Raw genomic sequence first — 14,285 nt, 5'->3', positions numbered from 1 at the left:
GGGGCGCGGCGGACCGGCCCCGCCGCGCCCCTCAGCCGTCGGCCAGCACCACGCACGACTCCGGCGGCAGGTGCAGCAGCCCGTCGCCGCCCGGGGCCTCCACCGGCTCCCACGCCGCCACCACCCGGTTCCCGTCGCCCCGGCGCCGGCCGCCGCCCAGCGGGATCGTGGCCGGCTTCTCGCCGAGGTTGACCGCGATCCGCAGATCGCCCCTGCGGTACGCCAGCCAGCGGGCCTGTTCGTCGTGGGCGGTGCGCACCGACGCCAGGTCCGGGTCGCGGAGGTCGGGCAGGGCGTGGCGCAGTGCGATCAGCTCGCGGTACCAGGCGTGCAGGCGGGCGTGCGGCTCCTGCGACGGCTCGCTCCAGTCCAGACAGGAACGGTTGCGGGTGGCCGGGGCCTGCGGGTCCGGAATGTCGTCCGCCGCCCAGCCGTGCGCCGCGAACTCCCGCCGCCGGCCGTTGCGGACCGCCTCGGCGAGCGCCGGATCGGTGTGGTCGGTGAAGAACTGCCAGGGGGTGCGCGCGCCCCACTCCTCGCCCATGAACAGCATCGGCGTGAAGGGCCCGGTCAGGACGAGAGCCGCGGCGCAGGCCAGCAGGCCGGGGGAGAGCGTGGCGGAGAGCCGGTCGCCCAGGGCCCGGTTGCCGATCTGGTCGTGGGTCTGGGCGTAGCCGACGAAGCGGTGGGCGGGCGTGCGGGCGATGTCGACGGGGCGGCCGTGGGTACGGCCCCGGAAGCTGGAGTACGTGCCGTTGTGGAAGAACGCGCTCGTCACGGTCTTGGCGACGGCGGCCAGCGGAGCCGCGGCGAAGTCCGCGTAGTAGCCCTGGGACTCCCCGGTGAGCGCGGTGTGCAGGGCGTGGTGGAAGTCGTCGTTCCACTGGGCGTGCAGGCCGAGGCCGCCCGATTCGCGCGGGGCCGTGGTCCGCGGATCGCAGAGGTCGGACTCGGCGATCAGCGGGAGCGGCCGGCCCAGTTCGGCCGCGAGCGCGTCGGCCGCCGTGGACAGCTCCTCCAGGAAGGTCAGCGCCCGGCCGTCGGCCAGGGCGTGGACCGCGTCGAGCCGCAGCCCGTCGAGCCGGTAGTCCCGCAGCCAGGCGAGCGCGCTGCCCAGCAGGAACGCCCGCACCTCGTCCGAACCGGGGGCGTCGAGATTGACCGCCGCGCCCCACGGCGTGTGATGGGTCGCGGTGAGGTACGGGCCGAAGGCCGGGAGGTGATTGCCGGACGGGCCGAGGTGATTGTGGACCACGTCCAGAAGGACCGCGAGCCCGAGACCGTGCGCCGTGTCGACAAAGCGCTTGAACCCCTCCGGTCCGCCGTACGGCTCGTGCACGGCCCAGAGCGACACCCCCTCGTACCCCCATCCGTGGGTGCCGGGGAACGGGCAGACCGGCATCAGCGACACATGGGTGACGCCGAGCTCGGCGAGGTGCTCCAGCCGGGCGGCCGCGGCGTCGAAGGTGCCCTCGGCGGTGTACGTACCGATGTGCAGCTCGTACAGGACGGCGCCCGGAAGCCCCCGGCCCGCCCAGTCGCTGCGCCATTCGAACAACGAGTGGTCGACGACGGCGCTCTCGCCGTCCGGCCCGTCCGGCTGACGGCGCGAACGCGGATCGGGGAGCACCCGCGGGTCAGCGCCGTCCCCGCCGCTCCCGTCCCCGCCGCTCCCGCTCCCGTCCCCGCCCAGGACGAAGCCGTAGCGGTCCCCGTCCGAGGCCTCCGCCTCGGCCGTCCACCAGCCGTCCCGCCCGGGATCACGTCCCATCGCCCGCAGCTCACCCGACAGCCGCAGCCCGACCGAGTCCGCATCCGGTGCCCATACCTCGAACAGCATGCAACGCTCCTCGTCTCCTCGCCCCCGTGCCCCATCGTCGGCAACAGCCGCGATCACCGGCCCACGACACTGGATCGAGCCCGCTACTGACGATTAAGGTCTGGTTCTGATCATTGCCCCGCCAGGTTCCGCTCAATACGCACTCCCTCTTACGGCTGTGGAGGCCGAGATGACTGTGCCGTCGTTCCCGCCCGGTTTCCTCTGGGGAGCTTCCGCGTCCGCCTTCCAGACCGAGGGGGCGGCCGACACCGACGGCAAGGGCCCCTCCGGCTGGGACGCCTTCGCCGCGCAGCCCGGACGGATCAAGGACGGCACCGACACCACCCGCGGAACCGGCTTCCACCAGCACTACCGCGAGGACGTCGCCCTGCTGGCCGGCCTCGGCGCCGACGCCTTCCGGTTCTCCGTCAGCTGGCCGCGCGTGGTGCCCGGCGGCAGCGGACCGGTCAACCCGCAGGGGCTCGACTTCTACGACCGCCTCGTCGACGAACTCTGCGCCCACGGCATCACCCCGGCCCCCACCCTCTACCACTGGGACACCCCGCTGCCGCTGGACGAGGAGGGCGGCTGGCTCAACCGGGACACCGCCTACCGCTTCGCCGAGTACGCGGGCATCGTCGCCGAGCGCCTCGCCGACCGCGTACCGATGTGGATCACCATCAACGAACCGGCCGAAGTCACGATGCTCGGCTACGCCCTCGGCGAGCACGCGCCCGGCCGCGCCCTCCTCTTCGACGCCCTGCCCGCCGCCCACCACCAACTCCTCGCCCACGGCCTGGCCGTGCGCGCGCTGCGCGGCGCGGGCGCGGACAACATCGGCATCGCCGTCTCGCACACCCCCGTCTGGACCGCCGGGGACCGCGACGAGGACCGCCTGGGCGCGGAGCTGTACGACACGATCACCAACTGGCTGTTCGCCGACCCGGTCCTCACCGGCCGCTACCCCGACGAGAACTTCGCCGCGCTGATGCCGGGCCCGGTCGAGGACGACCTGTCGACCATCTCCACCCCGCTCGACTGGTACGGGGTCAACTACTACAACCCCACCCTCGTCGGCGCCCCCGACGCCGACGCCCAGGAGACCTTCTCCGGATTCCGGATGCCCGCCGAACTCCCCTTCGGCATCCGCGAGATAGAGGGTTACGAGAAGACCGACTTCGGCTGGCCCGTCGTCCCCGACGGCCTGCGCGAGACCCTCGTCCAGCTCCACAACCGCTTCGGCGACCGGCTCCCGCCGCTCTACATCACCGAGAACGGCTGCGCCGTCGACGAGCCCGCCGAGGACACCCGCCGGATCGCGTACCTCGAAGGACATCTGCGGGCCCTGCGTACGGCCATCGACGCGGGTGTCGACGTACGCGGCTACTTCACCTGGTCGCTCACCGACAACGTCGAATGGACCGAGGGCACCAGCAAGCGCTTCGGCCTGGTCCACATCGACTACGAGACACTGCGCCGGACGCCCAAGGACTCCTACGCCTGGTACCGCGACCTGATCCGCACACAGAAGGCGGGCGGTCCGGGACACCGGCCTGACGGAGGGTCTCCGGCGTGATCCGTACTTCGCGGCATGGTTGCTTCATGGTGGTCCCGGGCCGGACTGGGGATCTTTGTGCACTGGACGCCCGCCTCCGTGCCGGGCCGGGCCCCGCCGTACGTCCCCGCGGATGAACTCCCGCAGACCGGCCGCCGCTCGCCGCCCGGCTGGACCTCGTACGCCGAGCCGAGGGGCTACTGCAGCGGCCCCGACCCGTACGAGATCACCCGCGGCATCGACCACGGCTTCGGCTGCAACCGCAACTCCCCGCCCGAGGCGTACCTCGGCCGCGAGACGCTGGAAACGCTGGTACGGGAAACGGCGGCCGGAGGCGGCAATCCGCTGCTCGACGCGAGGCCGCGCGGCGAGGACGCGACGATCCCCGCCGCGCAGCAACTCCGCCTGGAATGGCTGGCGGAACCCGCCTCCGGACTCACCGGGGAGCGGCCGGCGCAACCGCCCTGCCGGTGGGCCGGATCAGTCCCAGACCATGTCGAAGGAGCGCTCGAAGTTCACATACCCGAGGCGCGCGAAGGACTCGGCCATCGGTACGTTGCCGAGGTCGGTGGCGGCCCGGATCCGTTCCACGCCGTCCTGCGCGGCCAGGACCCTGGTGCCCTCGGCGAGGATGTCGTCGATGTAGCCGTGGCCGCGCCGGGCGGGCAGCACACCGATGTAGGCGATGATCGGGTTGTAGTCGTTGCGTGCCGGGATCACGAACCCGACCGGTTCACCGTCCGGGAGCTCGGCGACGCGCCACCACTCGCGCGGTGTCCCGTACCCGGCCAGCTCCTCGTCGTAATGCTTCTCGGCGGCCTCGCGGGCACCGAGCCCGGACGCCAGGTCGGCCTGCCCGTGGGCGTCGAGGGTCCCCTCCATCACCGGTGTCATCAGCGCGAGGAGATCCTCACGGTCGCCGACCGGGCGGAACCGGAGCCGGCCGCTGTCGGCGGGAACCGGCGTACCCGCACGCCACTCCAGACGGAGCCGCTCGACCAGCAGCCGCGCACCGGAGCGTTCCATGACCCGGATCCGGGCCTCGACGGCATCGCGGGCGGCCGGGTCCTCGCGCCAGTCGGCCGGTACGAAGCGTCCGTACTCGGGCCGCGGGGCGCCGGCGGGCACGACCGCCGCCGTCGCCGTCTCCAGCAACTTCAGGCCCGCCTCGCCGCGTTCGGGCTCGGGCAGGGTGTCGTCCAGGTCGAAGAAGTCCAGGAGCAGCGGCGCCTCTCCGGTCCGGCTCCACCACGCGATCCGCGCCACCACGTGCTCGCCGCGCATCGCCACCCACATCCACTCGGGGCGACGGCGCCCGCTCTCCAGGTCGTCGGCGAGCTCGTGATCGAGGGTGTACGACAGCCGGCGGAAGAGCCCGAGCTCGTGCGGGCCGGCGAGCGGACGGATGGTCAGTTCCTGTGGTGCAAGGGTCACACGAGCTCCTCGGGATGCGCGGAAGAGCCATCCGGTGAATCCCGGGCGGCCCGCGGCGGGAGACAGTAGCAACGTCGCCACGGCCGTGCGCGGGGATATGCGCGGCAGGGTTCCGCGGGGGTGTCCGCAGCGCTGTCCGCGAAGGCGTTCGCGGAGTGTGTTCCGCGCAGGTCGAGGGGCGGGACACGGGCCCGTTCTGGACACTCCGGGGCGGTCGGACCGACAATTGGCCGTGTGACGTCCTCCTTCGAGTCCCACACGTATCCCGTGCGGCTGTCCGACGCCCAGCGCGATCGTGTGCTCGGCGTGCTCAGAGACGGTGCGGCACAGGGCAGACTGTCCCACGACACCTTCATGCGACGCATGGAACTGGCCCTCACCGCCCGGCGTTCCGAGGAACTGGACGCGCTCACCGCCGACCTGGAGGGCGAGGACCGCTGGTCACGGCGGATACTCCGGGTGGTGGGCGGGATGTCCGGATTTCCCGGCCGGGTGCGCCGGGCCTGGCAGACCGAACGGCTCCCGAAGCTCCTGCTCCCCACCCCGAGCCCGAACCCCCTGCTGATCGGCCGCGATCCCGGAAACGGCCTGCGGCTCAACCACGAGACCGTCTCCCGGCTCCACGCGGAGCTCACCGTGCGGAGCGGCTGCTGGCTGCTGCGCGACCTCGGCTCGACCAACGGCACCTGTGTCAACGGCCAGCGGGTCACCGGCACGGTCCCGGTCCGCGACGGGGACCAGGTGAGCTTCGGACGGATGAGCTTCCGGCTCTCCGCGCCCGTCCTCGGGCCGCCCGACTGAGGACCCCGGCCTCGGCCGCCCGGCTGCGAGCCGGCCGGCTCAGGACCGCTGGTGCAGCCCGTGTCCGCCGAGGGTGAGAAAGGCTTCGCCGACCGCTTCGGAGAGCCCGGACGCCGACGGACTGAGACCCCCGACCGGGCGTACCGCCGTCACCCGGACGGCCGTACGCCGACTGCGCGACGCCCCCGCCGGTGGTCCCCTGGTGGGAAGCAGCGCCGCACACCGGCGCCCTGAGCTCCGGGGGTACCGATGCAGGCCGACGCGCCGGAAGGCATACCCGCACCGGACCTCGGCCGTCGGGCCGGCAGGCCGGCGCGCGGCCCCCGCCCGAGCACCGGCCCCAGCCTGCTCGCGCCCGGCGCGGCGCACGACCCGTACCGGCTCTACCGCGTCCTGCGCGAGGAGTACCCGCTCTGCTACGACGCGCCCCTGGGCTCCTGGCTGGTCAGCCGGTACGCGGACGTGGCCACGGCGCTCACCGACCCCCGGTTCACCGGCCTCCCGCACGACGCCGCGCCCCGTGGCGGCCCCGCCCCGCTCGGCCTCTGCCACGGCAGCCCCCACTGCGCACCCCGCCGGCACCACACGACCGCGCTCGCCGGGGCGATGCCATGTCACGTGCCGGATGCCGAATCAGTGCCACGTCACATGCCGGACGCCGGCCCGATGCCCTGTCACATGCCGGATGCCGGATCGGTACCACGTCACATGGTCGCGCGGATCGAGCGGACCGCGTACGTGCTGGCGCGCCGGCTCGAAGGCCGCCAACAGGCCGACCTCGTCGCGGAGTTCTGCCGTTGGCTGCCCGTCGGCGCCGCCCCCGGCGCGAGTGCCCGACCGTACGGCGTCCGGCTGTCCCGCACCGCGACAGGTGCAACAGGTGCGACAGCCGCCACTGCCACACCCTGCACCCGGCACACCGGCCTCCGCGAGACCGCGCTCGCCTCCTTCCTCGCCAATGTGCTGGACGCCCCCGACCTCCTCGCCGCCCTGCGCACCGCACCCGCCCTGGCCGACCGGGCCTGGACCGAGTCGCTGCGCCGCGACCCGCCGGTCCAGGTCGTGCTGCGCCGCACCGTCGCCGAGGTCACCCTCAGCGGCGGCACACTGCCCGCCGGGGCGGACGTCGCCTGTCTGATCGGTTCGGCCGGCCGCGATCCGGAACGGTTCGCCGCACCCGACCTCTTCGACCCCTTCCGCCGCGACCAGGGCCGGTCCCTCACCGGCCCCGTGTCCTGCCCGGCCGTGCTGCTCGGCCGGCTGGAGGCAGGGCAGGGCCTGCGCGCGCTGCTCGACGCGATGCCCCGGCTCCGCTGGGCGGACGGATTCCGCCCGGCCGGCACCGGGCTGCTCACCCGCGGTCCGCGGGCCCTCCTCGTCCGGCCCGGCTGAGCAGCGCCACCGGCCGCCCGGCGAAGAGCTCGGCGAGCGCGACCGGGCCCCCGGCGAACTCGCGGCCGGGTGTCAGCAGATCGGTCCACGGCCCGTCGTCCGGCAGCGCCAGCTCCGTGTCGTGCCAGCCGCCCGACTCCGCCAGCCGCAGCGACAGCCTGGTCACGGCGGTGACCACCTCGCCGGAGCGGCAGAACGCCAGACAGTGCGCGGCCGCCGGCCCGTGCGCGCCCAGCGGGGCGTACGTACCGGACTCGCCGAACACCCCGGGCCGTTCGCGCCGCAGCCGCAGGGCGGTCGCCGTGAGCTCGCCCTTCTCGCCGCGGGCCCCGTCCCCGGACGGCGCGCGGAACGGCCGCCGGTTGTCCGGGTCGACCAGCGCCACGTACTCCCGCTCCGTGCCCTGGTACAGATCCGGCACACCGGGCATCGTCAGCTGCACCAGCGCCGCACCCAGCACATTGGCCCGCACGTACGGGTCGAGCGTGTTCGCGAACCGCTCCAGCGTCTCGCGCACCGGACCGGAGCCGGCGGCCGGCCCGGCCGCGACGAAGTCCGTCACCGCCCGCTCGTACGCCGGATCGGATTCGGTCCAGCTGGTGAAGAGCCCGGCCTCGCGGACCGCCTTCAGCAGTGCCGGCTCCAGCCGGCCCGCCATCTCGCCGCCCGGCAGCTTCGCGCAGCCCACGGCCGTCTGCCAGGCCTGCCAGGCGAGCTGAGCGTCGGGAGCGGTGGCCGGGGTCATCCGCTCCAGCTCCGTCAGCAGTCCGGACCACGATTCCGGGCACTCCGTCAGCACCGCGACCCGGGCCCGCAGATCGGCGCTCCGCTTGGTGTCATGGGTGGTCAGCGCCGTGCCGGTGGCCGGCCAGTCGCGGGCCAGCCGGGCACAGAACGCATGGAACTCCTCGGGCGTCACCGCGGGCTGCCCGGGATCGCCGCCCACCTCGTTCGCCGAGATCAGCGGCACGTACCGGTAGAACGCGGTGTCCTCGACGGACTTGGCGCGCAGTGCGGAAGCGGTCTGGGCGAACCGGGCACAGAACGCGGCCCGGTCGGGCCCCTCTCCCAGCCGCCCCAGCGCCAGCTCCCGGACCACATCGACGGCCGACGCCTCCTCCGCCACGGCGAACATCGCCTTCGCGTCCCGTACGACCGCGTCCGGCAGCGTCTCGTCGGCCGTCCGTGTGCGGGGCCCGCCGGCCGTCGCGTACGGGCGGTAGACGGGTACCCGCACGAGCAGTTCGCGCACGGCGGCGTGCAGCGTCCACGGGGCGTGATCGCGCAGCGCGGGGTCGTCGGCGCAGATCCGTACGGCGAGCCGGGTCAGCAGCTCGGTCTCGGCGGCCAGTTCATGCGTCACCACCCGGTACGCGGCCCGGCGGACGGTCGCCGTCCAGTAACCGCCGCGGTCACCGGCGGGTCCCGCGTACTCCCGGTAGCGGCCGACCAGCTCCGCGGCGCCCATCGGGTCGACGAACAGCCCGTCGACGCGGTGCAGTGCGTCGTACCCGGTCGTCCCCGCGACGGCCCAGTCCGCGGGCAGCGTCTCGCCGCCGGTGAGGATCTTCTCCACCACCGTCCACCGCCCGTCGGCCGCCGCCGAGAGCCGTTCCAGGTAGGCCGCCGGGTCGGCCAGCCCGTCGGGGTGATCGATGCGCAGTCCGTCGACGACACCGTCCCGGACCAGTTCGAGGATCTTGCCGTGGGTGGCGGCGAAGACCTCGGGGTCCTCCACCCGCACCCCGATGAGCTCCGAGATCGTGAAGAACCGCCGGTAGTTCAGCTCGGTACGGGCCAGCCGCCACCAGCCGAGCCGGTAGTGCTGGGCATCCAGCAGCTCGGGCAGCGGCAGACCGGCGGTGCCGGTCCGCAGCGGGAATTCCTGTTCGCCGTAGCGCAGCACGTCCCCGTCCGCCCGCAGCCCGCGGATCTCCTCGCCGATCCGTCCGCCGAGCACCGGCAGCAGCACCTTGCCGCCGCCCGCCGCCCAGTCGATGTCGAACCAGCGGGCGTACGGGGACCCGGGGCCCTCGCGCAGCACCTCCCACAGCGCGCGGTTGTGGCGGGGGACGGCGGCCATGTGGTTCGGCACGATGTCCACGATCAGCCCGAGGCCGTGCTCACGCGCCGTACGGGCCAGCTCCCGCAGCCCGTCCTCACCGCCGAGCTCACCACGGACCCGGCCGTGGTCGACGACGTCGTAGCCGTGCCGGGAGCCGGGCACGGCTTCGAGGACCGGGGACAGATGGAGGTGGGAGACGCCGAGCGCCGCGAGATACGGCACGGCGTGTCCGGCGGCCTCGAACGGGAAGTCCGGCTGGAGCTGGAGCCGGTAGGTGGCGGTGGGCGTCATGCGGACGTTCGTACCCAGCCCGGCGGCTTCTGTGTCACGGAACGCCGCAAAGGGCTCGACCGGCGGTGTCCCCGGTGGCCGGACACGCCCTACGCGGGCCGCTGGAGCACCGCCATGCTGCGCCCGACCAGCGTCACCCGATCGCCTCCCGCCACCTTCGGCCCCGAGCCGGGCAGGACTCCGACCGGGCGTGCCGTGTCGACCACCACCAGCCACTGCCGGCCGTGATTCACCGGAACGGAGAACTCCAGCGTCTCGGCGCTCGCGTTGAACATCAGCAGGAACGAGTCGTCGGAGATCCGCTCGCCGCGCGGCCCCGGCTCCGAGATCGCGTGTCCGTTGAGGAAGACCGTCAGTGCCTTGGCGTGCGCGGCCTGCCAGTCCCGCTGCGTCATCTCACTGCCCTCGGGCGTGAACCACGCGATGTCCGAGAGCTCGTCGTGCGTGCCCTCGACCGGACGGCCGTGGAAGAACCGGCGGCGCCGGAAGACCGGGTGGTCGCGACGGAGCCAGACCATTGCCCGGGTGAACTCCAGCAGACTGCTGCCCGGACCGTTCGCCCCGTCCGGTGCGGCCTCGTCCGCTTCGTCCTCCGGGGCCTCGGCCGGATCCGGCCAGTGCACCCATGACAACTCGCTGTCCTGGCAGTACGCGTTGTTGTTGCCCCGCTGGGTGCGCGCGAACTCGTCGCCGTGGCTCAGCATCGGCACGCCCTGCGACAGCATCAGCGTGGCGATGAAGTTCCTCATCTGCCGCGTCCGCAGATCGAGGACCTCCGGCTCGTCGGTCTCCCCCTCCACCCCGCAGTTCCAGGACCGGTTGTGGCTCTCGCCGTCCCGGTTGCCCTCGCCGTTCGCCTCGTTGTGCTTGTCGTTGTACGAGACCAGGTCGTGCAGCGTGAATCCGTCGTGGCAGGTGGTGAAGTTGATCGAGGCGAGCGGACGCCGTCCGTCGTCCTGGTACAGGTCCGACGACCCGGTCAGCCGCCCCGCGAACTCGGCCAGGGTCCGCGGCTCGCCCCGCCACAGGTCCCGCACGGTGTCCCGGTACTTGCCGTTCCACTCGGTCCACAGCGGCGGGAAGTTCCCCACCTGGTAGCCGCCCTCGCCCACGTCCCACGGCTCGGCGATCAGCTTCACCTGGCTGACCACCGGATCCTGCTGCACCAGGTCGAAGAACGAGGACAGCCGGTCCACCTCGTGGAACTGCCGGGCCAGGGTGGCCGCCAGATCGAAGCGGAAGCCGTCCACATGCATGTCCGTGACCCAGTACCGCAGCGAGTCCATGATCAGCTGGAGCACGTGCGGCGACCGCATCAGCAGGGAGTTCCCGGTCCCCGTGGTGTCCATGTAGTACCGCTGGTCGTCCGCGAGCCGGTAGTACGAGGCATTGTCCAGGCCCCGGAAGGAGAGCGTCGGACCCAGGTGGTTGCCCTCCGCGGTGTGGTTGTAGACCACGTCGAGGATCACCTCGATGCCGGCCTGGTGCAGGGCCCGTACGGCCTGCTTGAACTCCAGCACCTGCTCGCCGCGGTCGCCCCAGGAGGCGTAGGCGTTGTGCGGGGCGAAGAAGCCGATGGTGTTGTAGCCCCAGTAATTGGCCAGCCCCGCGTCGGCCAGTCGGTGGTCCTGGACGAACTGGTGGACCGGCATCAGTTCGATGGCCGTGACACCCAGTTCCGTCAGATGGGCGATCACCTCCGGATGGGCCAGCCCCGCGTAGGTGCCGCGCAGCTCCTTCGGCAGCCCCGGGTGGAGCATCGTCAGGCCCTTCACATGGGCCTCGTAGATCACCGTGCGGTGGTAGTCCGTACGGGGCCGCCGGTCGTCGCCCCAGTCGAAGTACGGGTTGACCACGACCGAGGTCATGGTGTGCGGCGCCGAATCGAGATCGTTGCGCGCGTCGGGCCGGCCGAACGGATAGCCGTACACCGCCTCGCCCCACCGGATCTGCCCGGCGACGGCGCGGGCGTACGGGTCGAGCAGCAGTTTGGCCGAATTGCAGCGGGCGCCGCGCTCCGGTTCGTACGGCCCGTGGACCCGGAATCCGTACCGCTGACCGGGCATCACCCCGGGCAGATAGGCATGGCGGACGAAGGCGTCGGTCTCCCTGAGCTCCACCGCCGTCTCGGAACCGTCGTCGTGCAGCAGGCACAACTCGATTCGTCTGGCGGCCTCCGAGAAGACCGCGAAGTTGGTCCCGGCGCCGTCGTACGTGGCGCCGAGGGGATACGCCTGTCCCGGCCAGACCTGCATAGGCTCGACTCTTCCACTTCTGATCCGGGTGCCTGGAGCTTGCGGACACGCCCTGGACCCTGTCCGGCCCTGATCCGCCGGACGGGCCCTGGAGCCAGATCTTCCCCGAAAGAGGTGCGGCTACCTAAGACCGACCGGCAATTGGGGGGCGGCGTCGCGGGTCTGGGTACGCGCGTCTGCGGCGTTGTCGTCAATCACCATGGCTCCTTCCCCAAGCTCTCAGCTGCGTTCGAGCAGGGGAGACCCCATCTGCCTCAATCCTCCGCCTCGCAGCCGCACGCACCCGGACCCGCTCCTTCTCCCACCCCCCAATTGCCGGTCGGTCCAAGACCGACCGGCACGGCACGCGGTCCGGTCAACATCGGGCCTCTCCGTGTCGCCCGGAACCGGGATCGGGACCCCCGGCCCAGGCCCTCGCCCGGTACAGGGCCCCGGACGGGGTGCCTAATCACTATGAATCCCCTCACTACGGCAGATCTTGCCGCCGGGAACATGCCTGAGCCATAGGGGAGTTGACGAAGCAGCATGTGCATCCGGCTGCACCGGCTCCCGCTCCCGGAGTACCCTTCCTTGATCGTTGGTGGGGGAGTGGAAGGCGGTGCGCGGGTGAGCTCGGGAGGCTTCGAGCTGCCCCCAGGTGACCCAGGTCACGAGGGGGACTCCACCGATGTCCCGCCGGGGGCGGTTTCACTTGCGCAGCCCATGGAGATCGGCGCGGAACTGGACTGGGGAGCGGACGCCTGGAGCGAGGTGCGTACGCGCGCCCAGCGGGCCGGCCGGGCCTACATCTGGCTGAATCTCGTGGAGCAGCGGCTGCGCGCCGTGGTCGCCGCGGTGCTCCGGCCCATCTACGAGCCGGTCCACGGCGAGGACTGGGTGGTGGCCGCCGCCGGGCCCGCCGGGCAGGAGTGGGTGCAGCGCGCCGTCGCCGTGCGCGAGGTCTCGCGCCGCAAGGGATATCTGCTGGACCCCGCGGACGACAACGTCCTCAGTTTCCTCACGCTGCCTCAGCTGCGTGAGCTGATGGTCCAGCACTGGCCGTGCTTCGAGGCGTACTTCGACGACCGGCGCGAGGTGGAGCTGGCGCTCGACGAGCTGGAGGTCGCGCGCAACGTGGTCTCCCGCAACCGCGCCCTGAACGAGGCGGTCCTCGCCCAGGCCGAGCGCGCCTCCGCCCGGCTCCTGGAGATCCTGGGCAGCGGCGCCGCGGTCCCGTCGGCCGACCGGCTCCCGGTCGACGCCGTCGAGGAGCTCGTCGGCGACCGGTACGCGGACGTGGTCTCCGTCCACTCCGACCGGGTGCGGCTCCAGCGCCAGCTGCCGGCCGAGGATCTCTTCGGCGGTTCGCGCCGGCTCGACGCGATCGGCATAGGGCTCAACCTGCTGGTGCAGAACTTCTCCGGCCGCAGGCTCATCCGGCTCGCCGAGTCGGGCTGCCGGGTCCGGCTGCTCTTCATCAACCCGGCGAGCAGCGCGGTCAAGCGCCGGGAGCGGGAGCTGGGTCTGAAGAAGGGCGAGCTGAGCCGGTCGGTGGAGATGAACATCCTCCATATGCGCCGGGTCCGCTCCAAGCTCCGTGATCCGGGCGCCTTCGAGATCCATGTGTTCGACGAGACACCGCGCTTCACGGCCTATCTGGTGGACGGCGACGGGACGGACGCGGTCGGGGTCGTCCAGACCTATCTGCGGCGCGCACGCGGCATGGAGGCGCCCGTGCTGGTGCTGCGCGGCGGCGGGCGCGCCGTGGTCCGGGCGGGGCAGGACAACGAGCACGGGCTGTTCGAGACGTACCGCGAGGAATTCGAGTCCGTGTGGGCGGACTCCCGGCCCGTCTCCTGAGGGGCCGGGGCCGCGTTGTCAGTGGTGCATGCGAGGGTGGTCATCACTTGGGGGAGAGCACCACGAAGGAGGTACGGGATGAGCTGGCACCGGGAGGCGCTGGTCGGCTTCGACCTGGAGACGACGGGCACGGAACCGCTGGAGGCCCGGATCGTGACAGCCGCGATCGTCGGCGTCGGCGGCAGGGACGGGGAGCCGGTGCGGCAGCACAGCTGGCTGGCGGATCCGGGCATCCGGATTCCCGAGCAGGCCTCGGCGATCCACGGCATCAGCAGCGAGCGGGCGGCGGCGGAGGGCCGACCGGTGCGCGAGGTGGCCGACGAGATCGCCGGCACGCTCACGGAGTACTGGCGCCGCGGCGTGCCGGTCGTCGCGTACAACGCGGCCTTCGATCTGACGCTGCTCACGGCCGAGTTGCAGCGGCACGGGCTGCCGTCGCTGAGCGACCGGCTCGACGGGGCGGGGATCGGGCCGGTCATCGACCCGTACACCATCGACCGGGCCGTCGACCGCTACCGCAAGGGCAAGCGCAACCTGGAAGCGGTCTGCGTCGAGTACGGCGTGGTGCACGGCGGAGCCCATGACGCGGGGGCGGACGCGCTGGCCGCCGTCCGGGTGGCGTACGCCATAGCCGAGCGGCACGGCTCGGTGGCCGGGCTGACCGCCGCCGAGCTGCATGAGCGCCAGGTGGAGTGGTACGCGCAATGGGCGGCGGACTTCCAGCAGTTCCTGCGCCGCAAGGGCACCGCGGACGCGGTGATCGACGGCCACTGGCCGCTGCGGGAGCCGGCCGGGGTCGCCGCGGGCTGACGGCCCGGACCCACCGCCGAGGTC

General features: G+C 72.6%; 9 protein-coding genes. 5 read left to right on the top strand and 4 right to left on the bottom strand.

Annotated features, from left to right (window positions below; genetic code table 11):
- Positions 1-31: 31 nt before the first annotated feature.
- Complete coding sequence (treZ, locus tag OG520_RS08580; protein ID WP_406012775.1) at positions 32-1,840, bottom strand: malto-oligosyltrehalose trehalohydrolase; 1,809 nt, start codon at positions 1,838-1,840, stop codon at positions 32-34.
- A gap of 169 nt (positions 1,841-2,009) precedes the next feature.
- On the opposite strand from treZ, the gene OG520_RS08575 reads away from it, so the two are divergent.
- Positions 2,010-3,395, top strand: coding sequence for a GH1 family beta-glucosidase (locus OG520_RS08575; RefSeq protein WP_406012774.1), 1,386 nt, complete (start codon positions 2,010-2,012; stop codon positions 3,393-3,395).
- 459 nt (positions 3,396-3,854) lie between these two features.
- On the opposite strand, the gene OG520_RS08570 is transcribed toward OG520_RS08575, so the two are convergent.
- A complete protein-coding gene (locus OG520_RS08570) occupies positions 3,855-4,808 on the bottom strand; it encodes a GNAT family N-acetyltransferase (RefSeq protein WP_406012773.1) in 954 nt (317 codons plus the stop codon).
- 234 nt (positions 4,809-5,042) lie between these two features.
- Here OG520_RS08570 and OG520_RS08565 point away from each other — a divergent pair, with 234 nt between their 5' ends.
- Both OG520_RS08565 and OG520_RS08560 read left to right on the top strand, forming a co-directional pair.
- Complete coding sequence (locus tag OG520_RS08565) at positions 5,043-5,609, top strand: DUF1707 and FHA domain-containing protein (protein ID WP_399329049.1); 567 nt, start codon at positions 5,043-5,045, stop codon at positions 5,607-5,609.
- A 249-nt stretch (positions 5,610-5,858) separates the two neighbouring features.
- Positions 5,859-7,001 (top strand): cytochrome P450, encoded by a 1,143-nt coding sequence (locus tag OG520_RS08560; RefSeq protein WP_406012772.1) that lies wholly within the window; start codon positions 5,859-5,861, stop codon positions 6,999-7,001.
- Here OG520_RS08560 and treY read toward each other — a convergent pair.
- A complete protein-coding gene (gene treY / locus OG520_RS08555) occupies positions 6,961-9,357 on the bottom strand; it encodes a malto-oligosyltrehalose synthase (RefSeq protein ID WP_406012771.1) in 2,397 nt (798 codons plus the stop codon). The genes OG520_RS08560 and treY overlap by 41 nt on opposite strands.
- Before the next feature lie 89 nt (positions 9,358-9,446).
- Positions 9,447-11,612, bottom strand: a complete 2,166-nt coding sequence (gene glgX / locus OG520_RS08550; RefSeq protein ID WP_406012770.1) for a glycogen debranching protein GlgX — start codon at positions 11,610-11,612, stop codon at positions 9,447-9,449.
- Between the two features lie 606 nt (positions 11,613-12,218).
- Here glgX and OG520_RS08545 point away from each other — a divergent pair.
- Together OG520_RS08545 and OG520_RS08540 are read left to right on the top strand one after the other, a co-directional pair.
- Positions 12,219-13,451: an SAV2148 family HEPN domain-containing protein gene (locus tag OG520_RS08545; RefSeq protein WP_266428444.1), complete on the top strand. Its 1,233-nt coding sequence runs from the start codon at positions 12,219-12,221 to the stop codon at positions 13,449-13,451.
- A 78-nt stretch (positions 13,452-13,529) separates the two neighbouring features.
- Positions 13,530-14,261: a 3'-5' exonuclease gene (locus OG520_RS08540; protein WP_399329053.1), complete on the top strand. Its 732-nt coding sequence runs from the start codon at positions 13,530-13,532 to the stop codon at positions 14,259-14,261.
- Positions 14,262-14,285 lie beyond the last annotated feature (24 nt).

Source organism: Streptomyces sp. NBC_00984, assembly GCF_045162475.1.
Taxonomy (GTDB): Bacteria; Actinomycetota; Actinomycetes; order Streptomycetales; family Streptomycetaceae; genus Streptomyces.
Note: the sequence above shows the minus strand (reverse complement) of the source record. Positions and strands in the feature narration are given on the sequence as shown.